This window comes from Bacillota bacterium (assembly GCA_012842395.1).
Taxonomy (GTDB): domain Bacteria; phylum Bacillota; class SHA-98; order UBA4971; family UBA4971; genus UBA6256.
Window position 1 is genome coordinate 1 of sequence record DUSX01000010.1, and the last position, 25,070, is coordinate 25,070.

General features: G+C 64.2%; 13 protein-coding genes. All 13 read left to right on the forward strand.

Annotated elements, in window-relative coordinates; all coding sequences use genetic code 11:
* Positions 1-2 precede the first annotated feature (2 nt).
* The gene (gene spoIIID / locus GX515_04595; protein HHY32295.1) at positions 3-257 is read left to right on the forward strand and encodes a sporulation transcriptional regulator SpoIIID; all 255 of its coding nucleotides are present in this window, start codon (positions 3-5) and stop codon (positions 255-257) included.
* A 142-nt stretch (positions 258-399) separates the two neighbouring features.
* Positions 400-1,422, forward strand: a complete 1,023-nt coding sequence (locus tag GX515_04600) for a rod shape-determining protein (GenBank protein ID HHY32296.1) — start codon at positions 400-402, stop codon at positions 1,420-1,422.
* A 616-nt stretch (positions 1,423-2,038) separates the two neighbouring features.
* Entirely contained in the window at positions 2,039-3,766 is a 1,728-nt protein-coding gene (locus GX515_04605) for an AMIN domain-containing protein (protein ID HHY32297.1), read from the forward strand.
* 171 nt (positions 3,767-3,937) lie between these two features.
* Positions 3,938-6,061: a hypothetical protein gene (locus GX515_04610; GenBank protein HHY32298.1), complete on the forward strand. Its 2,124-nt coding sequence runs from the start codon at positions 3,938-3,940 to the stop codon at positions 6,059-6,061.
* A gap of 163 nt (positions 6,062-6,224) precedes the next feature.
* Positions 6,225-13,991, forward strand: a complete 7,767-nt coding sequence (locus GX515_04615; GenBank protein HHY32299.1) for a hypothetical protein — start codon at positions 6,225-6,227, stop codon at positions 13,989-13,991.
* 129 nt (positions 13,992-14,120) lie between these two features.
* A complete protein-coding gene (locus tag GX515_04620) occupies positions 14,121-15,899 on the forward strand; it encodes a BamA/TamA family outer membrane protein (GenBank protein HHY32300.1) in 1,779 nt (592 codons plus the stop codon).
* A 209-nt stretch (positions 15,900-16,108) separates the two neighbouring features.
* Positions 16,109-16,654 carry an OmpH family outer membrane protein gene (locus GX515_04625; protein ID HHY32301.1) on the forward strand — a complete coding sequence of 182 codons (546 nt, stop codon included), beginning with the start codon at positions 16,109-16,111 and terminating at the stop codon, positions 16,652-16,654.
* 825 nt (positions 16,655-17,479) lie between these two features.
* Positions 17,480-18,556 (forward strand): hypothetical protein, encoded by a 1,077-nt coding sequence (locus GX515_04630; protein HHY32302.1) that lies wholly within the window; start codon positions 17,480-17,482, stop codon positions 18,554-18,556.
* Positions 18,557-18,596: 40 nt separating this feature from the next.
* The gene (lpxD, locus tag GX515_04635; GenBank protein HHY32303.1) at positions 18,597-19,637 is read left to right on the forward strand and encodes a UDP-3-O-(3-hydroxymyristoyl)glucosamine N-acyltransferase; all 1,041 of its coding nucleotides are present in this window, start codon (positions 18,597-18,599) and stop codon (positions 19,635-19,637) included.
* A 146-nt stretch (positions 19,638-19,783) separates the two neighbouring features.
* Positions 19,784-20,419, forward strand: coding sequence for a YjbH domain-containing protein (locus GX515_04640; GenBank protein ID HHY32304.1), 636 nt, complete (start codon positions 19,784-19,786; stop codon positions 20,417-20,419).
* A 165-nt stretch (positions 20,420-20,584) separates the two neighbouring features.
* Complete coding sequence (locus GX515_04645) at positions 20,585-21,562, forward strand: hypothetical protein (protein ID HHY32305.1); 978 nt, start codon at positions 20,585-20,587, stop codon at positions 21,560-21,562.
* A 17-nt stretch (positions 21,563-21,579) separates the two neighbouring features.
* Entirely contained in the window at positions 21,580-22,638 is a 1,059-nt protein-coding gene (locus GX515_04650; GenBank protein ID HHY32306.1) for a YjgP/YjgQ family permease, read from the forward strand.
* A gap of 238 nt (positions 22,639-22,876) precedes the next feature.
* Positions 22,877-25,060 (forward strand): LPS-assembly protein LptD, encoded by a 2,184-nt coding sequence (locus GX515_04655; protein HHY32307.1) that lies wholly within the window; start codon positions 22,877-22,879, stop codon positions 25,058-25,060.
* The last annotated feature ends 10 nt before the right edge of the window (positions 25,061-25,070 follow it).

The following is a 25,070-nucleotide window of genomic DNA, read 5'->3' on the forward strand; positions in this document are numbered from 1 at the left end:
AGATGAGAGAGTACATCCGGCGTCGGGTGCTGGACGTGGCTGGCCACATCATCGAGACCAAGTCCACGGTCAGACAGGCAGCCAAGCTATACAACGTGAGCAAGAGCACGGTCCACAAGGACGTCACAGAGAGGTTGCCGCTCATCAGCAAACAGCTCTCTCGCAAGGTCAAGCGCATTCTCGAACAAAACAAGGCCGAGCGCCACATTCGGGGCGGCGAGGCCACGCGGAAGAAGTATCGTGAAAAGAAAGCGTAGTTTCCAACCCTGGGGAGGAGATCCTTTCGGTCCGTAGAATGTCCCCTCAGGGGTTTTTTCGTGTGAAAGCGATGGATAAGCCCCATGGCGCCGCCGGGGTCGAATTCGTCCCGCGCGGCGCGGGCCGGGGAGGAGTTCAGCCATGTTCGGGCTCTCGGTTGACGTCGGCATAGATCTCGGCACTGCCAACACGAAGGTTTACGTCAAAGGCAAGGGCGTCGTGATACGCGAGCCCTCCGTCGTTGCGCTTGATACCGAGACCCGCAAGGTGCTCGCGGTCGGAGAGGATGCCCGGCGCATGATCGGCAGGACGCCCGGGAACATCACAGCGGTGCGTCCTCTGAAGGACGGCGTGATCGCCGATTACGACATCACCGAGACCATGCTCCGGCATTTCCTAGCGAAAGCGTGCGGAAGGCGCACTTTCATTCGTCCGCGCGTTGTCATATGTGTGCCCTCGGGCGTGACGGGGGTGGAGCGCCGTGCTGTGCTGGAGGCCGCCACCCAGGCCGGAGCCCGTCAGACATACCTTATTGAGGAGCCGATGGCCGCGGCCCTCGGCGCGGGCATCGACATTTCCGAGCCCTCCGGAAACATGGTCGTGGACATCGGCGGCGGCACCACCGACATAGCGGTCATCTCCCTCTCCGGCATCGTCGTGACCGAGTCCCGCCGCGTGGGTGGGGACAAACTCGACGAGGCGATCATCAGGTACATCAAGAAGGTGTACAACCTGATGATCGGCGAGAGGACGGCCGAGGATATCAAGATCCAGATCGGATCTGCGTACCCACAAGGGGACGGTCCATCTTGCGAGATCCGCGGGCGTGACCTGGTCACCGGCCTCCCGAGGACGATCAAGTTCACGTCGGCCGAGACTTTCCAAGCGCTCGCGGAACCGATCGCTGAGATAATCGAGGGCGTCAAAGGAGTGCTCGAACGCACCCCGCCCGAGCTCGCCGCCGACATTGTCGATAAGGGCATCGTGTGCACCGGTGGCGGCTCGCTCCTGTCCGGCCTCACGAACCTTCTCGCCGACGAGACGGGCATCCCCGTGCAGACCGCGGAAGACCCCATGAGCTGCGTGGTTTTGGGGACGGGCAAGATCCTCGATGCCCTTGACCGGTTCCGGGAAAGCGTGGTCGTGGCTACGCGATCTGTTTGAGCCGCGACAACGCCGGTCTCCACGAAAAGGCCCGCGCCACCACGACAAGGCCGGCGCCACAAGAAACCGGCTTTCAGGCTTCAGCCGTGCATCCCGTCTAAGTATGTGGCCAAAAGTTCGCGCTACCTTTCGACGGAGGGGTGCTGCTCAGCGTTGCCGGTGTTGCCCTCCGGGGACGGCGCGCTTGCGGCGCGCCTCGTTCGAATTCGGCGCGGGAGACATCCGAATTCTCCACGCCCCGTCGTGCGAGCACCGGCAACCCTAGCGCCGTCAACAAAGGAGACGAAAACTTATGGCGCCATACTTAGCCGAGCGGCTGCGTGCCCACGCGGGCGAGGCCGGCGACCCTTTGGGCGGGGCACCAGCGCCTGCGGCGGCTGGGCGGCAGCGTTGCCTTCACGTGGCCACCGGCCCCGACGTCCTCCCCTCATCCTCCATTCCTGGAAACCTTCGGCACCGCTTGCCCGGCGCTTTACATGCCCAGCGGGGTCGCCACCACAATTTGGCACGCACGTTTCCTGGTGGCAGGAGAGGATAGAGCCATCCTGTATCGAACACTAATGGAAGGCTTGACCCCGAGACAGAGACACACAGGTGGGGAGGAGGCGAGTTGACTATGATGTGCTTACGTGTGTCGCAGACCGGCGGAAGGGGGCCCGGGCGCGGCGGCACCCCGCGGAGTCGGAGTTCGGCCTGGGAAGTCGCGTACGGCGTGGTCGTGCTTACGTGGGTCTTAGCGGCTATGGCCTTTCTGCCCGGTGCCGCGTTCTCGCAAGCGCTCCCTGCTGCGGGCGGTGCAGGCGCAGCTGGTCAGGGGCTGGCGTCTGGCGAAGACGTCCTGGGCCAAGCGGGACTCCTTGTGGGCGGCGTGCCCTCGCCGCTTCCGATCCCGGCGGTCTTCAAGGGACGATGCGTGTTGCTGCCCGCTACGTTCGTGTCCGAGACGCTCAGGATCCCTATGAGGTACGATCCCGCCTCGCAGCGCCTGACTTTCAGCATACCCTCTGGCAAGCCCGCGGGGGCCGTTGAGATCATCATGCACCAGCGGACGTGGCGCCTGTCCTCCGGCGAGGTCCGGGAGTTTCCGGAGGCGCCGACCGTGACGGCCGGCGTGCCGTTCGTGCCCGCGGACCTTCTTGAGATAACCGGCGAGTACAAGGTAAGCTGGGATCCCCAATCGAAGCTCGTGTACCTACGCGGTCCCGACGACCCGAAGGTGGTCATGACGGGCGTCAGGTTCAGCACTTACCCGGATAAGGTCCGTGTGGTATTCGACTTTACGGGCAAGACGGAATTCCAGGTGACACAGATGAAGAACCCGGCAAGGGTCGTCGTGAGCTTCGAGAGCACATCCGTGTGGGGCGCGATAGACCGCGTCATCGGGGATGTCGCCGTGAACCAGGTAAGATTGGCGCCCCCCGAGCAGGGTAGGGCCAAGGTAGTCCTGGACTTCAACTACGCGCTCCCCGATGTGAACGCTTTCTGGCTTGAGAACCCAGCGAGGTTCGTCGTTGACGTGCCGAAGCTGTACGACACCAGGGCCGCGCTCACCGTCACGCGGGGTGTGCGATATATAGTGGTCAACAAGGGTACCCCGGCGGGGCCGCTCACAGTGGACGTCCTGGAGATCGACATGAAGGACCCGGCGATCTCTGTGCGACCGGTGCTTGCCGGGAAGAACGGAGGCCCTGGCCTCGCGAGGGTTAGCGAGGTCGCAGCAAGGGAGGGGGCCATCGCGGGAGTGAACGGGGTGTTTCACGCGGCGGACGGCACGCCCCTTGGGCTCGTGGTGATCGATGGCCAGCTCAAGGCGCCGCCGCTCATGAATCGCACGGCCCTTGGGATCGCCTCTGATGGTACGCTCCTCATGGACAACGTGTCCATGGACGAGAGGGGCAACCTCGTCCCCGATTGGAGAACGCTCGGGGTCATCCATGCCATCGGCGGAGGCCCGAGGCTCGTGAAGGACGGCAAGGTGCACATCACGTCCGGCGAGGAGAGGTTCAAGCCGGACGTTGCGGTCGGACGTGCGCCCCGGACCGCCGCGGGCATCACCTCTGACGGGAAGCTCCTCCTCGTGGCGGTGACCGGGCGGCAGGCTTACCACAGCATCGGGGTCACGTTGGAGGAGCTCGCGAACTTAATGATCGAGCTCGGGGCGCGAGACGCGATGAATCTGGACGGCGGTGGTTCATCCACCATGGTCGTCCGCGATTACGTCATGAATACACCCTCAGACGGCCAAGAGCGGAGGGTTGCCGACGCCATTCTAGTTTTTTCCAGCCTTCAGCAGATCGAGCCGGTAGGCCCCATGCCGCCGGACGGTAACCCATCCAAAGGATAACCGCAGGCAGGTCATGGGGGTCGCGGGGGTCACGGTCCATCGGGAAGTCAGAGGGTGGGTGCGTGGGGTTAGGGTCCGCGATTCGGGCAGAGCGGCGGGCGAGAGGTCGTGCACATGGTTATACGGTCGGTGCCGGCAGAGAATGCCGGACCGCGAAGGGAGAGCGTTTTGATGGTCCAAAGCGGAACGCACCTGGGCGTGCGCCGGGTGGCGAAGGCACTCACGATCACGGTTGTCCTGTGTTTCGTCATGGTGGCTGTGGGCATGGTCCATGCTCCGGCCAGCGCGTCTCAGAATCAGGAATTCATGCCCCTCTCCGAGCTCAGGCCGGGTATGAAGGGCATCGGAAAGACGGTGCTGGAGGGCACGAGGATAGACACGTTTGACGTGGAGATCCTCGGCATTCTCAAGGGCGAGAGCGCCACCGGCGACCTCGTGCTGGTCCGCGTGGGCGGCAAACCCGTAGAGGCGGCGGGCGGCATAGCTGCAGGCATGAGCGGGAGCCCTGTGTATGTGAACGGCCGCCTCGTGGGGGCCATTGCTTTCGGCTATGAGAGCGCCGACCATTTCGTCGGGCTCGTCACTCCGATCGAGGAAATGCTCAAAGTGTTCGCCTCTGCGAAAAGGCCCGTTCCGAAGGTGGCCTACCTTTCCACACCGGTGCAAGTCGGAGATCGCCTTGCGGAGAAGGTTGTGTTCGCGAGTTCGGTGGACGATGCGGCGCGCGTTCGGCGAGAGGCGTCCGATGGCACGCTCGTTATGGTCCCGGTCGCAACGCCCGTGATGGTTAGCGGCGCGAGCATGCGCGCCTTTGACGAGCTGGCCCGGAAACTGAAGGCGTTCGGCCTTATGCCTGTAAGGTCGGGCGGCGGGGGCTGGGGAGACGGCTTGGGGGCCACTGCAGGCTCAGGTGAGCCGGCCGGGGCCGGGGGCGCGGCGGGCGAGGCGGCCACAGCGGCCACGGCCGCAGGGACGGCGCAAGATGCCCAGGCTGGGGCCGACCTGCAGCCGGGCAGCTGCATCGGCGCCCAGCTCGTGAGGGGCGACGTGTCGGTGACAGCCATCGGCACCGTCACTTATAGACAGGGCAACGAGGTGCTCGCCCTTGGCCATCCGCTCCTCGGCAGAGGAAACGCGAGCTACTTCGCGACCGGCGCTGAGGTCCACCTTGTGGTGATGGGGGACGTAATGCCTTTCAAGGTCGCGAGCCCACTCGGCCTTGCCGGCACCATCGTTCAAGACAGGACCCACGGAATCCTCGTGGACGTGGGCAAGAAGCCGCCGAGCATTCCGGTGACGGTCACCGTGCGGGACCATGATACCGGGGTCACGCAAATGCTCCGCGCGGACATCGTGCGTGACGATGTGCTCTCGACGGACCTCGTAGGGGTATTTGCCCTCTCCTGCCTCGATGCCACGGTGGACAGGATAGGGCCGGGCACGAGCCGGGTGAGCTTCCAGGTGGAGGGCAAGGGCCTTCCCAAGCCGATAGTCAGGGACAACATGTTCTACAGCGGATCGGATGTGTCCGCGGAGTCCATCGGGGAGCTCTGCGAGGCGGTCGCTACGGTCATCGAGAACGAGTTCGCAAACGTTGAGGTCACCGCCGTAAAGGCGGAGTTCGACGTGGAGGAAGCGAGGCGCACCGCAAGGATCCACAGCGCCGAGGCCACAACGAAACTTGTGAAGCCCGGCGAGACGCTCGAGGTTAGGGTGCGGCTCGTGCCCTTCAGGGGGATCGCCGAAACCAAGGTGATCAAGATCGGAATACCCGCTGACACACCTCCCGGAACCCTGTACTTGACGGTACGCGGCGGAGGCGTGCCTCCGGCAGACCAGGAGAGCGGCGACACAGGGCCGGCGCCCAAGCCATCCCAGCCGACCCTCGCCGAGAGCCTTGAGAACCTCGTTAATGAATTCATGTCACGTGAAAAGAACTGCGACATAGTGGTCGAGTTCTATCCCGGCGAGGCGTCCTTCGGTGAGGACGCCGTTCCGGTGGGTGGCCAGGCCGCCACCGGAAAGCCCGCGGGGTACAGCGGGTCCAGCCGGGCGGTCAGCGAGGATCCGCCGCGAGCGGAGGAGAAGACCCAGAGGACGCTGACCGGAGCGGTCGGCGAGAAGGGACCGGGCCTCGTCAAGGCGACGCTTACTACCGGGTACGTGATCGAGGGCGAGACCACGGTTGAGGTGGAAGTGGAAGACACGGAAGCCCAGGGCGAGGGCGACGGTGCGGCGACGCCTCTCGAAGGCTCGGAAGGCTCGGCGGCTCCTGACGGCGGGGGGGCTCCCTGAGTGGAGATGCTCGAGCCGTTTCGGCCCGGCGGGCTTGGCAGGCCCGGAAAATCCCATCCAGGTGAACCATGATTTGCAGGTCCCCGCGCGTTGCGCGGGGACCTACGTTGTAAAGGAATAGCTGGCTTTATGTCGAACTATCTCTTGGCTGGGAGGGCACGCCATGCATCTATCCCCGCGAAATCCTAGGATGTTAGTCGCCGCGAGCGCGCTCGCGCTTGTTGCCGCGGCATTCTTCTTCGTTTATGGTCACCTTCACGCGATCCAGGTCGCGATGCTCACGAAGGCGCATGGCCTGATCGAGTCCGCGCTGCAGGAGGCCCTCGGACGCAGAGTGACCGTAGGCACCATCACCAGTGCTGGCCTGGACTCCGTCGTCCTCGGAGATGTAGCGGTGCCGGCGCAGCCTGGGGAAGGGACCGGCGCCCCGGTGTTCGAAGTGCGCCAGGTCATCGTGGATTACTCCCTCCTGGACGTCGTCTTCCGGCGTGAGCCGCTCGTCAACACCATCACGTCGATAACGCTTGTTGGGCCGGTGCTGCGAGCGGGACTCGCGAGCGACGGGAGCGTCTGGCCAGCCGATCTCCTTGGCTCGTCCAGGCTTTCCGGGGCCGTCGGCGGTGCGCAGGGGTTCTCGGGCTCGGTGTCTATCAGGCAAGGCCGACTGGAGGTCGCGGGGATCCCCGGGATGACTGGGTCTGTCGTGCTGGACAGCGTTGAGGGAGCTCTTTCGTTCGTTCCCAGCGGCCTCGCCTGGCGGGCGAGCGCGCAAGCCGGTCCAAAGGGCGAGCTGCGTCTCAGTGTCACAGGCACTCTTGACGGCGCGCAGGGGGGGCTTGCATGCGACGCCGTGGTGTCCGGCGCGATGCCCCCCGGGCTTCTCGACGCGGCGCGCCGCGTTTTGGACAGTGAGCCGGACATGCTGGCGCGGGTGGGCTTGAGGGTCGATCCGAAGATCCTGGCGTATCTCGATGCCGCGGGGGACGCGGACATCGCCGGCGGAAAGCTAGAGGTGGACGTGCACATACGTCCCGAGGAAGGCGGCGGCCGACTCATCCGCGGAGAGGTGACCCTCGCGGAAGCGCATGTCACGGCGACGCAGCCGGTTCCCGGGGTGACCAACGCCGAAGGACTCGTTAACCTCGCCTCGGAGTTCCAGGCGGATTCCCAGGGGTTCTCGTGCCAGGGGAAGGGCTCCATATCCGTCCAGCGCGCCGAGTGCGACGGAACCACGGTCGGTCTCGGCAGGTTTGACGTGAGCGCGCGGGCCGGGGTGGATTTCTGGCAGAAGGCCGGTGAGGAGCTGTGTTTTGAGGGCAGCGCCGACCTTGATGCCTCTCGTGTCTCGATGGGCGACGCCGTGCGGGCCGCTTTGGCGAAGATCCTTCGTGACGCCGCAGGAGGCCGCGGCAGCTTTGACCCCGGCGCTCACGTTGATGGTCATGCCCAGGATGGCGGTGGTGGTGCTAATGCTGGTGCTGGTGCTGATGCTGATGCTGGTGGTGGTGCTGCCGCCGACGCTGACGCCGGTGCTGACGCCGACGACGCCGTTCTAGACGTAGAAGGCCCGCTAACGGTGTCGCTGGCGTTCGCGGGCAAGGCTTCGAGCGGCGTGGAGGTCAGGGGCAAGGCCGCGATGACCGGAGGCCAGGTAGTCGCGCGCAACGTCGTCCACGAGCTCCAGAGTCTATCGGGCGACGTCGGGTGGGAGATCGAGTTCACCCGCGATGCCAAGGGTGTGCTTCAGTACACGGGCCGGCTCCAGTCGACGAGGGCTTCGGTGAAGACCGGCCCGATCGCCGGGGTGGGCGACTTCACCGGTGACGTGAGCGCAGCCTTGACGTTCTCGGGTGCCGCGCCCTTCGGAGGGGCCACCCCCGCGACGGCCGACGGTTCCGGCAAACAGGGCGGGGTCGACGTTGGAATGATTCCCGCGTACAACGCTGAGGTGACCATCATATCCGGCACCGCAAGGACGGCCTACCCGTCCCTCGGCCTTACGTCGGCGAAAGGCGCAGTTTCGGGCCGCGTAACCCTCAACGGCGCCGGGAACGGACCCGCGGAGTATTCCGGCACGCTGAACTTTACGGGCGCAAGCATCGCGCTCGCCCGTCCACAGGCGGGCCTGAAGTCGTTCGAAACAGGCGCGAGCGGCACCATAGAATTTGGAGGCGTGTATCCGGGGAAGGCCAAGTTCCAGGGCAGCGTGGACCTGGACAAAGGCAACGTCGTAGCGGATACCTCAGGCGCGGGCGTGAAGTCAGCCTCCGGCGAGGCGCGCACCAGGGGCACGATATTCTTTTCAGGGGAGTATCCCGGGAGGATCGAATACCGGGGGACTCTCGACGCCTCACGCGGCCGCGTGGCGGTGCGCGAGGGGCCAGGCGGGCTCGCCCGTTTGGATGCGGCTGCCCAAGGCCACGTTGATTTCGAGGGAGAGTATCCCGGCGAGATGCGGTTTCAGGCCTCGTGTTCGTTTCCGGAGGGAGAGGCTGAGATCGTTAAGGGCCCCGGGGGCATCGAGTCAGCGTCCGGGCGGGCCTTCGGGAATGTTAGCGTGAGCGGGAGCCTGCCGGGGAACGTGAACTACGGCGGGCATGTCGTTTTTAAGGGCGCGTCCGTGCGCCTGGCAAACGCTCCGGGCGGGATAGAGTCGCTTTCCGGCGTGGCGGATGTTGTGGCGGATTTCAGCGGATCATCCGCGGGCGACCTTGCGTACTCAGGGAGCGCCAAGCTTCTCTCTGGTCAACTCGTAGCGGTGAACGTGCCTGGGGGGATCCGGAGTCTCAAAGGGCCGGCGCAGGGAACTCTCACTTTCACGGGGGTGTACCCCGGGCCACCGGAGCTTGAGGGCAGCGTGTCCGTGCAGGACGCTGATTTCGTGGCGGCCGAGGTTCCGGGTGTGGCGAAATCGGTCTCGGGCCGCGTGACAGGGGAAATGGTCTTCCGGGTGAAGGATGGTGACGTACAGGAGTATTCGGGCAAGGCCTCGGCAGGACCTGCGACGTTCGTGTCGGACGGCGTGTACCCCGGGGTCGAGGTTGCCAGGGGCCCGGTCAGGCTGGACGTGGAGTTCTCGGGCGCACGCGGGGGGGCTCTCTGCTACAAGGGCAAGGCCAGCATCTCCGGTGGTGACCTCCGCGCCAAGGGGCTCTTTCCAGGCCTTGCGGAGCTCGAAGGCAAGGTCAACAGCTCCTTCGATTTCGAGAGCACATCAGATGGCGTGAAATACTGGGGCTCCGCGAACATCGCAACTGGCCGGGTGGTCCTGGGGGGCGGCGCCGTGCCGGGGCTCGAACGCATGGATGGGAACGTCGTTGCATCCATGGACTTCCGCGGCGGGGGCGGCGAAGCCACCACTTACAGCGGGAAGGCGCAGATCTCCGGGGGGACTCTCCTGGCAGGCGAGGTGGCGAAGGGAATCGAGCGAATAGAGGGGCCCAGCAGCCTCGCTGTGGCTTTCTCCGGCGGGATCGGGACGAGGCCTACCTACACCGGCACGGTCTCCGTTCGCGACGCGTCCTTCCGTGCGGGTGAGATGATCTCAGGCATGAAGAGCGTCGCGGGAAAGGTATCCGGCAGCATCTCGTTCGGCGTTGCGGCTGACGGAACCATTTCCTACGAAGGTAGCGCTGACCTCAAGCACGTGTCTTTCGCCGCCGGGGCCGTGTACCCTGGCATCAGAGAGCTTGGCGGGAACGGCGAGGCGCATCTCACGTTTTCCAACAAGGGCGGCTCGGGCTTGAAGGGCACCGCGGACATAGTAGTCAACGGCGGTGTGCTGGCCCACGACGCCATCGGCGGACGCGTCGAGGATATCGCCGCCGAGATCAGCGCAAGAGAGGACCTCGTGGAGATCAAGGGCATGACCGGCCGGCTCGGCACATCGTGGGTGGAAGCCTCCGGGTGGCTCAGGCCGGGCAAACGGGCGGAGGTGAGCCTCGCGCTCAAGAGCAAGGATCTGGCCCTCGCCGAGCTCGGCAAGCTGACGTTTGGAGGAACCGGGGACGGCGGCGGGCTTGCCATTCTCGCGGGACACGCAGCGGTTGACGTGATGCTGAGGGGCTACTATCCCGCTCTCCAATGGACCGGGCAAATAGCGCTGAAAGGCGCGAGCATAAGACATCCGGCGGTGGGCGGGCCTGTCGAGGGCATATCCGGCCTCATAGCTTTCTCAGGCAACAAAATGAGCAGCGAATCGTTGAAGATGACCATCGCCGGCATCCCGGTGACCGTGCGCGGGGACGTCACCAACTTGGTCGACCCCCGGTTCGACCTCACGGTGTCCCTTGCCGATGCTGACATCCGGAAGCTGGGGGCTTTCCTTGCGCCTGGCGCCGCAATGCCGGACGTTGCGGGCAGGGGGTCCATCACCGCGAGGCTCACCGGGACCGCGCGGGAGCTTTTTGCCGAAGGCAGCGTGGGCCTCGCGGCTCTGACCGTCTCGGTGGGGGGGAAGACTGTTGCCGCGTCAAATGTTTCAGGGCGGTTCCGGTACGGCGAGGGTGCGCTTGCGCTAAGGGACGTCACAGCCGACGTCGCGGGCGGGAAGATAGCCCTTCAGGGCGCCGTGGTGTTGGCTGGCAGCGCGCTGGGCGCGTCGTCCCAGTCGTCTCAGTCATCGCAGTCGCGCCAGCCAAGCCAACCAGTCCGGCTGAGCCGGCCAGGCCAGCGGGCCGACCCGGGCCAACCGGCGGGCACCGCCACGACCGCCACGGCCAGCGCAAGCGGTGGCTCGAGCCATGAGAATGTCGAGGGTGCCGTGCGCAGCGGGGCCGGGAGCCTCCCCGCGGTTCAGCTGACGGCGGAACTCAAAGGAGTCTCAGCTCGGAACCTTGCGTCGCTTCTCCTGCCCTCGTCCGTCGTCCTCTCTGGCACGGTCGACGGAGACCTCGTGGTCACGGGGGGCGGGCCGGACGGCGTGGAATACGGCGTGGCGGGGTCGTGCCGGGTGGCCGACGGGCGCGTCGCGATGACGACTCGGCAGGATGCGGCGTTCAGCTTTAAGAGCCTTGAAACGAGCTTCCACGCCGCGGGCGGGCAGGTCGGCTTCGACCACCTTGCGGTAAGGGGCTCGGACGGCGACGTCGATGCCAAGGGGACGATATCGCAGGCTGGGGAGGTCAACGTCTCCGCGACGGTGAAAGGTGCCAGCCTCGCGAAGCTGGCGAGGCTCGCGGGTTACAGTGGCGTGAGCGGCACCGCCGGGTTCGCCGGCGTGATCTCGGGTCGCGGGGGGAACGTCACGATCGACGGGCTTGCCGATGTGGAAAGAGGCTCCGCGGCCGGTATAGAGTTCGATTCGCTTACTGGGCGGGTGAGGCTCTCGCGAACCGAGGTCAGCCTCGATGCCGTGAGCGTCCGAAAGGGAAAGGCCTCGTGCCTCATATCGGGGAAGGTGGGCCTGGGCTCCGCCAGCGGAAGCACGCTCGATCTCGCGCTTGACATCGCCGGGGTGCCGTGTGAGGATGTTCTCCCCCTTGTCGGAGTAGCGGGCGGTTTGCCCCTGACGGGCGTGCTCTCGGGCGAGGTGACCGTGAAGGGCACACCTGCGAACCCGAGCGTCCGTGGCTCTTGTGAACTCTCCCGCGCGGTGTTCTCGGGGGTTAAGTTCGACGCTGTCGCCGCGGATTTCTCCTTCGCCGGGGGTGTGCTTCGGTTCGAGAGGCTCGACGGCAAAGTCGGGCCGGCACGCATTGCCGCTGCCGGAACGGTGAACAAAGACGGCGCCGTGGATCTCTCAGTCAATGTCGAAGGGGTGGACGTTGCGAGGCTCCCGTTCGCCGTCCCGGACAACCTCGTGAGCGCCGGCGTGGCCACGTTTCATGGCAACATCACGGGCCCCTTGAAGGCCCCGCGCGTGGAGGGCACGGTGTCTGCAACCAACTTGGTGTTCAAAGGGGTCCTCTTCCCGCACGTCACGGGCGTTGTGAACTGGGACGGGGAAAGCCTCGCGTTTGAGCGGCTCACGCTGGGCGACGCGAGTCGAAACGCAACGGTTAAGGGGACGGTTATGCTGTCGGAGCGTGCGCTCGGGGACATAGCCCGTGCAGGCCTCGACCTCGAGATAGCTGCGAGCGGCCTCAGGCTGAGGACGGTTCTCGACCTCGTTCAGCCGGGTTACGGTGCGGACATTGACGGGAAGGTCACGGGGCGGGTCGTCGTGCGTGGAAGCGTGGCGAGCCCAGCTGTGGAAATGGATCTTGAGGCATCGGAGGTCAATATCGCCGGGATGGCATTCTCCGGTGCCGTGCTGGAAGCCAGCGCGAAAGAGGATGGGATCGAGATCCGGCTCTTGCGATTGCGCCAAGAGGGCGGGGGCTACCTCGAGGTCAGCGGCACGGGCACGCGGGGCGGTCCGATCTCGTTCATGGCGTCCGCGCAAGGCTTCGACGCGAGTGTTCTTCCGTCGCTCCTCGGAGTCAAGTACGCAATGAGCGGCACGCTGGATCTCGCGGCCAGAATCGAGGGAACCTCGTCGGACCCGTCAGCCAACGTTGCGATGCAGCTTGCGAACGGCGCTGTAGAAAAGGTCAAGTTCGACGCGGTTACCGCGAATATGTTGTTCGAAGACGGCGTCATAACGATCGAGGAGGCCGAGATCGTTCAGGGCGGTCACAAGGCGAGCATAACGGGAACGGTGCCCCTTTCAGGCCGCGAGCTGGCAGCTTTAGGGATAACGCCGCCGAAGGCCGAGAGGGGCCTCGACCTTGCTGTCACGATGAAGGAAGCCAGCCTCGTGCTGCTTACGATGGTCTCAGACCAGATTGAGTGGGCAGAAGGCACGGCGGACGTGGACCTTCACGTGACGGGCAGCCTGGACGCCCCGCAGCTGCACGGGTATGTTACGTTGAGCGACGGCACGGTGAAGCTCGCGCCTCTGGAAGACGCGCTCAAGAACGTGGCGGCCAAGGTCACGTTCAACGGTACCGAGGCGTCCGTCGAGGAACTCGCGTGCCGGCTCGGCGACGGCACGGTGAACGCTTCCGGGAGCGTGCACTTCGAGGCGGGCGGCGGTCCCAAGCTCGACTTGAGGATCGCCGGCAAACGCGCGAAGGTGAACACAGGGCTGCTCCGCGCTTTGGTGGACGCGAGTCTCGCTGTGTATGGTCCCGTCAAGCGGCCGCTCATCAGCGGCGATATCAAGTTGGCCAAGGCGGAGGTTGCCCCATCGGGCTTTGCGGGTGCGTCCGTCCCGTTTGACGCGGATTTGGCCGTCACCGTTGCTACCGAGGGGGACCTCAGGATCCGGACGAAGACCATGGACATTCCGGCGTCCGGCACGATCAACGTAGGCGGCACCCTTAAGCAACCTGCGCTGGCAGGGAGGGTGGAAGCCCACCGCGGGTGGTTCGCGTACTTCGGGAATGAGTTCACGATTAGGGAGGCGCTGGCGGAATTCCGGGAAGACGCCGGGATCTTTCCATACCTCGACGTCCAGGCGGAGACTCACGCGGGGTCCACAGACATAACCGTCGTGTTGAGGGGGACGCCTCCCAACGATCTCAGTCTGGACTTCACGTCTAGCCCGCCGAAGAGCCGCGATGAGATCCTTGCGCTGCTGAACTACCCTGGAGCTCTCGCCAGGATCCTCGAAGGCGATGTAGAGGGCGCTATGAAAGAGGAGATCGCCCGCATCTTCGATCAAGAATTGCGGTTGCAGCTGGTGAGCGGCATAGAGAGAGCGTTCGAGGACGCGCTTTCGCTGGACGAATTCCGGCTGCAAAGAGGCACGTCCAACGAGTTAACGCTGAGGATCGGGAAGTACGTGGTTGACGACCTGTATGTGAGCTACGAGAGAGGGTTCGGGCCGCAGTCCTCGGGGGTGTTGAGATTCGACTATATGTATGGACCCGGCATCGTGCTGACGGGGAAGTTCGACGACCGCGGCATCTACACCGTCGGCCTCGAGGCTCGTTTGAGGTTCTAGCCACCGCAGCGTCTCTGGAATACCCTGTCCGCGCGGGCAATAATTGCATGGCTGAATGGGAAGGATTTACGTTGGGCGGGTCGAAATACACAACGTTTTCGCGTGCGGCAACGAAGAGGAGGGACAGACGTGAACTGGTTTTCCAGACCCCGGGCCACAAGACGTAAGGTCGCATTCACAGCACTCACCGCGCTGGCGGTCGTGATGGGCTTGGGCCTTCTGTCCGCCTGCGCGTTCGCGCAAGTTCCAACGGGCGAGAAGGTCGTCGCGGTCGAGATCGATGGTCTGAAGACCATCCCGCAGGAGACCGTGATGGAAGTCGTGAAGGTGAAGGTGGGCGACACGCTGACGGAGGACGCTGTTAGGGCCGACATGCAGGCCATCAGCGATCTCGGACTGTTCTTCAACGTGTCGGCGAGGTTTCATCCCGATCTCGGCGGGATAAGGCTTGTATACGAGGTTGTCGAGAACCCCAAGGTGAAGAGCATCGCCTTTAAAGGCAATGAGGCTGTCAGCACGGACAAGCTCGACCTCCTCATGAGCATAAAGCCAGGCGAGATCCTGAACGTTAAGAAGCTCAACGGCGACCTTGAGCGCATTCTGAAGTATTACTACAATGAGGGTTACTCCGCGAGGATAAGCGACGTCAATGTCTCGGAGCAAGGCGACGTCACGATCGTCCTGGAGGAGCTCCGCATAAGCGACGTGCGGGTCGAAGGGAACACCAAGACCAAGGAGTACGTGATCAGAAGGCAGATCACGGTGAAACCCGGCGAACTCCTCAACGTGAACAAGCTCCGGGACGACCAGCGGAGGCTCGTCAACCTCGGGATCTTCGAGAGCGTCGACATCAAGCTGGACCCGGACGAAGCCAAGACCGGCTACATAGTCACGTATGTCGTGAAGGAGGCCAAGACTGGCAGCGCCGCGTTCGGCGCGGGATGGAGCTCGGCCGAGGGGTTCATCGGGTACATCGAGGTGGCCGAGGACAATTTCCTCGGCCGACAGCAGCGTGTGAACATAAACTGGCAGTTCGGCGGCGGGCAAAACTCATATGAGCTTGGGTTCTACGATCCCTGGCTCGACAACCAGAGGACATCCCTGGGCCTGAGCCTCTATAGCCGCACGTCCAGGGTGGATAGGAACTGGGACAGCGAAAGCTATCAGTTGATAGGCGAAAGTGACACCCCAGACAAGGTCAGGTACAGCGAACAGCGCAAGGGTGGCAGCGTGTCGGTAGGGCGGCCACTGAACGCTAATACGCGGGCATCGCTGTCGCTGAGGATAGACGCGGCCAAGCTCGTCCCGCTTCCAGCGGAAGGGGAAGAACAGCCGGTATGGGCGTGGGCACCGGGCAAGGACCCTAGTGGCGAGACGAGGAGCCTGACCCTTTCGGTGGTCAATGATACCCGTGACTACTACATGAATCCAACGAGCGGTAGCCTCAAGCAAGTCTCTGTGGAGATGGCCGGTGGAATCCTTGGCGGCGACTACACGTTCGGCAAGTATCAGGCTGCGGGCAGCGTGTATCGTGAAGTGTTCCGTAATCAAGTGCTCGCCCTGCACGTCGCCACCGGGTTGTCCACAGGGACGCTCCCGCCGCAGGAGCAGTATCGTATTGGCGGCGCGGAGTCGCTCCGCGGGTACGATTACGGCGAGTTCTACGGGGACAAGATGGTCCTCGCGAACGCGGAGTACAGGTTCCAGATCATCAAGGGCCTGCAGGGCGTGGTCTTCGTGGACACCGGTGGGACATGGCTCAAGGGCGAGTCCATGGACCTCGCCGACCTCTCGACCGGTGCGGGTGCAGGCGTGCGCATCGACACCCCCATCGGGATGCTCCGGATAGACTACGGCGTCGGCAAGAGAGGCGGTCAGGTCTATTTCAGCTTCGGACAGATGTTCTAGGAACGAAGTCAAATCCAGATTCTTTCTAACCACGCCAGCGCGCGAGCGAAACGGCGCACATTCGCGGACGGCAGGCGAGAAGATCACCCTAAGAGGTCCTTGCGGGTGAGAGGACGGCATTGCTATAATGGGCATGTCCCACGCGGGTGGCCTTTCTCCGGCAGGGCCACCGCGCCGGGACGGTACGGCTTCTGAAAGGATGGATGCAGATGCTTAAAAGCTCAACGAAGTTACTGGGTTTATTGGTGATTGCGGTGGCTGCAGTCGCCGTCATTGTGAGCTTGAACGGGTCCTCGGTGTTGCGTGCCGCGGGCGAATCGTCCGTCGTCGGTTTCGTGTACTCCCCGAAGATAATCGCGGCGGTGGAAGGTTCAGCCGACTATGGAAAGGCCAGGAAGACTTACGAAGACTTCGCCCAGCAGCTCCAAAAGGACTACGACGCCCAGTCTGCGAAGATGGATGACGCGACCAAGCAGGCTAAGCTAGCGGAGCTTGAACAGAAGCTCGCCGCGAAGCAGGTGGAGCTCAACAAGCCCTTCCAGGACAAGATACAGAAGGCTATAGAAGAGGTCGCCAAGAGTGAGGGCGTGTCGATCGTCCTCAGCCAGCGGGTGGAGTTCGAGGCTTTCGTGCCGGTTCGCGGGAAGGACGACAAGATAGTAGGCTCCCAGCCTGCTCCTGTGTCCCTGCCGATCGTCGTGACCGGCGGCAAAGACCTGACAGATCTCGTGATAAAGAAGCTTGGTCTCAAGTAACAGCCAGCAGCCGCCAACAGCCAACAGCCGCCGCAGGCCGACTCGGGCCGCGGAGGCAAGATGGTGACGAGACCAGAGACGCTGAGACGTTGTACTCGGAGTTCGGTGGCAGGCCGCACATGGCGGCCTGCCACCGGCGATGGTGGTTTCATGAAGCGGATGACCCTCGGCACAATTGCTCTGATCGGGGCGCTCGCTGTGGTGACCGTCAAGTTGCCGTCAGTGCTCCTTGGGCTGGCGGGAGCTCAAACGGGGGCGGGCGGTCACGGCGGTGGGGCAGCCAGGGGGGCTCCGCTTGTTTCATCTGAAAGCCTCGAGGCGCTCTCGCCCTTCGTGATAACGAGGGGGGCTCCCTCCCTTAGCAACCCTGCGACCTTGTCTTGCCCCGCCCTCACTACCAAAACGACTGAACATCAAGAGCCGGGAACGGACGCTGGTGAGCGCGGCGTGACCCTTGGCATGCCTCAAGACCGCTCTCTGTCGGGGGTTTCAGAATCAGGAATCAGCGTGTCCGTGAAAGAGCCCACGCAAGGGGCACCACCGCCGGTGGCGATTCCGGGTGGTCCGGCGGCACCGGCTGTCACAGATACACAGGGGCCGCCTGCCTCAGTACCTGTTGTGGTCTCCGATCTTGCCACCACGGGGGGGAATTCCGGGCCCTCTCCACTTTCGCTTGGCGGTTTGGTCGGAGACGGCTCATCACTAACAACAATTGAAGGCCGGGCGGCGCAGCCGGTGCCGACCGCTCCGGCGCCGACGGCCGGCGACGGTGACGGACGCAGTAGCGGCGAGGCACCCTTGGGGTTCGTCGTGCTTGAGGAGGCGGTGAAACGGCATCCGCTCTGGGCAGAGCTTGTTGCGGTCGAGCAGGAGATGGATTCGTGCAAGGAGGAGTGGCAGCGGGAGGTAGACGCCTCCGGCCTCACCCAGAGCGACATCGACGAGTGCTACGCGGCCGCAGAAAGGCTGCTCGCGGCGACGACGTCCCGAGGGGATGACGCGGGGCCCGGCGGGGCCGGCGGGGAGTATGCTGGGAGCATCGTGAAGAGGCTCGAAGAAACCGAGGCGCGTCTGCGGGATGAGACGGCACAGAGGATAGAGGCGCACACGGCCGAGGTCAAGGCAAAGCTCGAGGACGACCTCTACGCCGAGAGGGCAAGGCTCAACCAGGAGTTCGACGAGTTCAAGGACAAGACTCTGAAGGAGTATTACGTGTCGCTCCTCAACGCGGAGTTGAAATTGAAGCTCCTCACCCTGCCCGATGACGAGCGCAAGGCGCTTCAGGAGAAGCTCGCGAAGCTAACGGTGGAGATGCAGATGAAGCTCGATGCCAAGGCCGCCGAGCAGGACGGAGCCTTCCAGGCCTACGCCGCGAAGAGACGCGCCGAGGCCGACGCTGAGATCGCGGCGTTCCAAAGGGCGGAGGACGCGAGCTTGTCCGAACGGCTTGCCAGTGAGCGCGCGAAGCTTGAGGAGAGCCTCGCCGACCTTCTCAGTGGAATGGACTCATCGCTTGGCCAGGAGACCCAGCAGTGGCGCGAGGAGGCCATCAGGCGCGCCAAGATCGAGGTCACGGCGAGGCGAGATGCACTAGCGAGGGAGTTTGCGGCTAAAGAGGCCACGTTCACAGAGAAATACCGGCAGCTTCAGGCACGGCGCGATGCCCTGTACAAGAAAATCTGCGACGACATCCGTGCGGCCGCCCGCAAGCTCGAGTTCGACACCGGCATGAAGGTGAACGTACTGGAGGGTGCAACGACACCGCCCCCGGCCGATGGCTCCGGCAACGATGATGGCTCCGGCAACCATGCAGGCGTGGGCGTCGGCGGGGGCGCCGTTACGAGCCCGCATGGGGCCATGGATGTCACCGAAAAGGTGCTCCAGATAATCCGAAACCGCTAGGCGCCGTGTCCGATGTCCTGCGGCGGGAGAGTTGATGCCCATGGAGACGCACAAGGAATGGACTCTCGGGGAGTTGGCCGCGATGGTTGGGGGGGAGCTTGAGGGCGACCCCCTGCTTCGCATAACTGGGGTGGCGCCGATCGACGAGGCCGGGCCTGGCGACGTAACGTTTGCCGAGGATGATAAGAAGGCTTCCGCCGCTGCGGGTGGCGGAGCATCGGCCGTAGTGGTGCGCCGCGGGACGCGCCCCTTCGCCAAACCACGGATCGTCGTGGACGATCCAAGGCTTGCGTTTGCGAGGATCCTCGCGGCATTTGAGCCGGAACGCGGGGTTCCGGCCGAAGGCATCGACCCGCGTAGCGTCGTCCATCCGTCCGCCACGGTGCTCCGCGGGGCGCGAGTCGGGCCGAACGTGACTGTGGAAGCCGGAGCGGTCATCGGCGAAGGCGTTGTGCTGTACCCGGGTGTGTACATCGGGCGCGAGGCGAAAGTGGGCGCAGGCACCATCATTTACCCCAACGTGGTGGTGAGAGAGCGCGTTGTCATCGGAAGGAACGTGATCATCCACCCGGGCGCGGTCATAGGCGCCGACGGCTTTGGTTACGTGGAGTCAGGCGGGGTGCGTCGCAAGATCCCCCAGATAGGCACGGTCATCATCGAGGATGACGTGGAGATCGGCGCCAACGCGTGTGTCGACCGGGCCACGATGGGCGCCACGGTTATCGGCAAGGGCACAAAAGTGGACAACCTGGTCCAGATCGGCCACAACGTGAAAGTGGGCGAGCACTGCGTGATCGTCGCCCTAACAGGCATTGGTGGGTCAAGCGAGATCGGCGCCTCGTGTACCCTGGCGGGGGCGGTCGGCATCAAGGACCACGTGAAAGTCGGCCCGGGCAGCGTGGTCGCGGCGCACACTCTAGTGTGCGCCAATATCCCTCCGGGAGCGTTCGTCTCGGGCAGCCCCGCGCGACCGCACCGCGAGCAGCTCGCCATTGAGGCGGCCGCGCGGAAGCTGCCTGAGTTTCTCGAGCGTGTGCGCTCACTGGAGGCGGAGATCGGCGAGATCAAGCGGAGCCGCTGACCGCCGGGCTGACGGCAGGGCTGTGACCCGACGAAGCGCATGGCTGGGTGAATTTGGCATCCGGAGATCGTGTTTCTAAAGTAGGAAACCCAGGCCCGCAAGGAGAATAATCCTCCAGACCACGCAGAAGGGAGGGTTATTCGAACGTGAGAAAAACCGGTATTGCCGTGACAGTCGCGCTCTTGCTCGTTGCTGCGGCCGCCGCGGGTCCTCGAAGCTATGCCTCGACCACGTACACCGGAGAAACCGGGCTGCTTCTGGTGCCTTCGGCCGACACGCTCGGTGCGAACACCCTTAGCATCGGCTACGGTCATCTGAGACTGGTGAACATCGTGTCTGTCGGGGCTGGGCTTACGCCGAACCTCGAGGTAGGCATCGGCTCCAGGGGGTTCAGCGACGGAGCTTCCGTATATCCCCTCTTGAAGCTCAGGCTGACGGGGGAGTCGCGCGACATGCCCGCGGTCGCGGTAGGTCTTGAGGACAACGCTCTATACGTGGCCGCGAGCAAGCGGCTCTCCGCACGGGGTGCCCGCGTCCATGTGGGGGTTGGCTCCGGGAGGTTCAACGGGCTGTTCGCCGGGGTCGACCTCGTGCTGAACCCGGTGACTATCTCGGGTGGGGGCTCGGCAGGGTTCCCTGTGACCACCCTCATAGGCGAGTATGTCGGCGGCGACTTCAATGTGGGCGCCAGGTTCGACGTTGCGAACGGTCTTGCGCTCGACGTCGGGCTCCTTGACATGAACACGCTTTCGGCCGGCGTGTCGTTCAAGTTGAAGTTCTGAAAGACGCTGTGCAGGCGCACACGGGGCCGCAACCGCCACGCGAAAGGGCGGTTGCGGCCTGCTTTATGATGGTGCAACTTCTGGCAACCGAGGGTGTGAGGTTCCAGTTTCCCTTCAGGAGGTATTCCACCAAACAAGGAGAAAATAGCATGGGGGGTGGGGCTTGTGGCGGGACCTGGCACTCGCGCGCGCAGCCGCGTTCGAACGGCAAATCTGGTTGCCATGCCGACTTTGGCTGCCGTGCTGACTTTGCTCGTCGCTGTGGCGAGTCTCTTTCTTTCCTCAGGCCGCGCGAGCGCTTGCGTCGGTGCGCGTCCTCTGGCCATGGGCGGCGCGTTCATCGCTGTCGCGGATGATGCGTCCGCCGTGTACTGGAATCCCGCGGGCCTGGCCGGGCTTGGCCGGCGCGAGCTAGGCCTCACGGTTACCTTGAACAACAGGGACATCTTTAACTACGATGAGTTTCTGGCGTACGCCGGCCCGGGCCCAACCCCCGGATCCGGGGTTGGGCTTGGCATCGTCTCCGAACATGTCGGTTCGCCTGGGGGAGGTGGGGCGTACCGCGGGTCCACGTGGCTCGTGTGCTCGGCGGCATATCCGGTGTCGCGGGAGCTGGCGCTTGGAGCGAACCTGCGGTACGAGACCCACGCCCGTCGCGTCTCCAGCCGAGACCTCGTGGGGGGATACCGCTGGGGTCTAGATCTCGCGCTCCTTTACCGGCCGGGTCCGGAGCTGTCTCTGGGCATACTTTTGCAGGACTCAGGCCTCTCGCCCATCAGGTGGGGCGACGGCCACGAGGAGGTCGTGCCGGTGAACATCCGCCCCGGCGTTGCGTTTCGGCCGAACCCTGCCACCGTGCTCGCCATCGACCTCTACGACCTCGGCGCGCTCGTGTCGGGGGGCGCGAGCAGGGAGGGAGGCAGTTTCGCGGTCCGTGCGGGCCTGGAGCGCAGGGTGACCAAGACGCTCACGGCAAGGCTCGGTTATTACGGGATCAGCCCCTGGGTCGGTGCCATCACTTGGGGGGCTGGGTGGCAGCGTGGCTCGTGGAAGGTGGACTACGTCTATCTCGGCGTCGGGACCGTCCCCGGGCATCCGGGGCTTGGAGGGACGCACCAGATAGGGGTGACGCTGAAGTTCTGAGGGTCATCGACCGCTACTTGGCCAAAGAGTTTTGCGGCCCGTTCACCGGGTGTGTCGCAGGGTTCGTTCTCATTGCGCTTGCAGGGCAACTCTTTTGGCTCGCCGAGCTTATCATAGTCAAGAAGATAGCCGCTTCTGCGGTTGCGAGGATGCTCTTTTACAAGCTTCCCGACGCGGTGGTGCAGTCGCTTCCCGTAGCCACGCTCTTCGGCGCCCTCCTGGCCATAGCACGTCTTTCTAAGGACAGCGAGCTTTCGGCGCTGCGAGCGAGCGGCGCCAGGGTTCCCAGGCTCATTCTCCCCCTTCTCGTCATGGCCCTCCTGGTGAGTGCCCTAACCTTCTGGCTCAACGAGCGGGTCGTCCCATGGGCGAACCACGAATACGAGAACATGGTGAGAAAGCTCGTCCTTCAGGAGGCCCTCCCATCGGTTGAGGAAAACGTGTTCTTTCGGGCAACCGGGGATAGGTTTTTCTACGTGCGAGAGGTGGACCCGAACGCCCACGTTCTCCGCGATGTCATGGTGTATGAGGTGAGGCCAGATAAACCCCCAAGGATTATCACCGCGCGCCAGGGGATGGCTACGGGCATGATTTGGGCTCTCGAGGACGGCGTGGTCCACGACCTCGACGCTGATGGGTACGTCGCTTACGAGGCGAAGTTCAAATCGATGACCATGGAGCTGGATGAGGATTTCGACGCGTTCTTCGGCGAGCAGAAAACCCCTGCGGAGATGAGCCGCAAGGAGCTCGGCGAGCACATCGCCCTCTTCCGGCGGAGCGGGATCAAGGTGAACGCCCTCATGGTGGATTACGATCTCAAGCTCGCCCTGCCCCTCGCCGCCCTCGTGCTCGTCCTCACGGGCGCTCCTCTCGGTGTGGCGGGCCCGAGGTCGGGGAGACTTTTCGGCGCCGCCGTGAGCGGGTGCTTGGCCTTCTTTTACTACGTGTTGTCGTCTGTTCTGCGCTCGCTCGGCTGCAATGAGGTTCTCCCGCCGCTTGTTGCGGCGTGGGCACCCAATATCCTGTACGCGGCGGCGGGAGTATTTCTCATGATACGAAGTGAGAGGGTGCGGTGAACCCGTGGTGGCGAGGACTAGGAAACGGCTGAGGCTGGCAGCTTTCGCGGCGTGTCCGGCGCTCGCGATCGGACCCCGCGGACCCCGGGTGGCGAGGCCGGATGCAGGAGCGTGCGGCGGGTCGTGCGCGTCACCTCACCGCAGGTTTGGTTGCCGCGGGTCCGGCGGCCGGGCTCGCACGGGCGTTCCACCGGTTCCCCCCGTCGCCCTCTCTCTTTCTCTGCTCGCCCCCTTGGCCATGCTTCTCATCCTTGCCCTCCCGACGCTTGCGCTTGCAGCGGGGCCGGCCGGGTCGGCCGCCTCTTCGCCGGAGCCCGCGCGTCTCTCGGGTGACAAGTTGACCGTGGACCTTGAGGCGAGAGTCGCACGCGCCGAGGGCAACGTGGTGCTTACCTACAAGGACCTCCGGATCACGTGCGACGTTCTTGAGGTGAACACCTCCTCTGGGGAGCTCGTGGCCACCGGACATGTGGAGCTTCACGACGGCGACGATGTGGTCACCGGCGACCTGCTCCATTACGACCTCAGCGAAAGGCGCGGCAGCATCACCGATGGGCGAGCGGCCGTCACCGGAGAGGGTGTCGAAGGCAAGATATACGTGACGGGACAGACGTTCACCTCTGAACCCGGCAAGATCACCGTGACCGGCGGCTCGTTCACCACATGCGATCTTGAGGAGCCCCACTATCACGTGGAGGCGGGGGAGATAGAGGTATACGTGGACGACAAAATCGTCCTCAGGAACGTGTCTTACTGGGAGGGGAGGCTCCGGCTCTTCTACTGGCCGTACCTGGTGTTGCCCATCCGGGAGGAGAACGCGTTCGAGCTCCCGAAGATCGGCTACGGGCCGACTGAGGGATGGTTCGTGAAAACAACGTACAACTACTACCGTAGTCCTTCCTTCCGAGGCTCGCTGTACCTCGATTATCTCAGCAGGCTGGGCGTGGGCGCGGGGGTAAAGCACATGTACAAAGCCGGGGCCCTGGGCAGCGGGTTCGTGTACGTGTACGGCGTTGTCAGTCCCCTTACGGCGCTCGCTAGTTCGAAGTTCGAGGTCTCTCACGACGCAGAGCTCGGCGGTGGTGTAGCGGCCCATCTTGGCCTCCGATACAGCGAGGCGGCGACAGCGGATGGTGCCACTTCCGATAAGGAACTAAAGGGGATTGCACAGCTCTCTCAAAAGGACGAGCAGGGTTCCGCGAGCGTCACCGTGGAGAGGACCGTGGACCGGGGCAGTGCGCCGAGCGACGAGACCCGGGTCTCGGCGACCCTGAGCCGCAGGACGGCTGGGGGGCTGTCTCTTTCCGGGAGCGCCGTATACCTAGACTACAGCGTGCCCGGAGGCGACACCGGCTCAGCTGGTTCGTCCGAGAGGTTCCTCAACTACAAGTTGGACGTCTCCAAGGACACCCCCGTCGGCTCGCTGCGGTCCGTCTGGGAGCAATACGTAAAGCCCCGGGAACGCCAGGAGCAGGAGGAAGAGGGAGAGGTGGAGCCGCTGCCGTACGACGCGATAGGCCGCGCGCCCGAGGTCACGTTCCAGAGCAAGCCGTTCCAGATCGGAAGCATTCCATTGGATCTGCAGGTGACGGCGGCGTATGGCCGGTACTCCGAGAGGCCGTCCGGATGGACCTACCCGGGCACGGTGAAGGCCGCCAGGACGGAGCTTGGGCTCGTTGCTCCGCCGAGGTCTTACACTCTCCTGCCGGGTGTGCGGGGGACGGTTTCCGGCGGGCTCGTGTTCGACAGCTATACCAGTGGACAGGACCGCTACGTGGCCTCTGCAAACCTGACGCTGGAGACAGGGGCGTTCGCGAACGCCCTGCGCCTGAAGGGTGGCTACGAATACTGCGGGGTCTTTGGCGATACGCCCTTCGCCTTTGACGAGAAGACCCGCGAGGGGCTTGTGAGCGGCAGCCTCGCGTTCTCACGCGGTCCTTTGACCTTTTCCCTCGAAGGGGGATATGACCTTTATACAGAGCAGTACAAGGACTTCATAGGGTGGCTGCGGATATCGCAGCCGCAGCGCGGCGCGTGGTCTGTCGAGGCGCAGGCGACCTACGATCCCGACGCGGCGGCTATGAAGGAAGCTGTAGGTAAGATAGAGATCTCGCCGTCGGAACGGGGAGCCTTTAAGCTCGGCGCGAGGTATAGCTTTCCCAAGCAGGCCCTGGACAGGGTCGAGAGCGACGTCGAGCTGAATGTCGGGAATGCCTGGAAGGTGCAGTGGACGGTGGTGTACGGAGGCCCGTCGAAAGGCGTGCTCAAGGGCAACGTCGGTGTGACGCGCGATCTGCATTGCCGGGAGCTCAGGATCTCGTACAGCTATACTGACAACCAGGTGTGGCTGGAGTACCGGATCAAAACGTTCCCGTACGAAGGCATACGGTTCGGCCTCGGCGACCAAGGCGTGCTGTTCTGAGGCCCGGGGA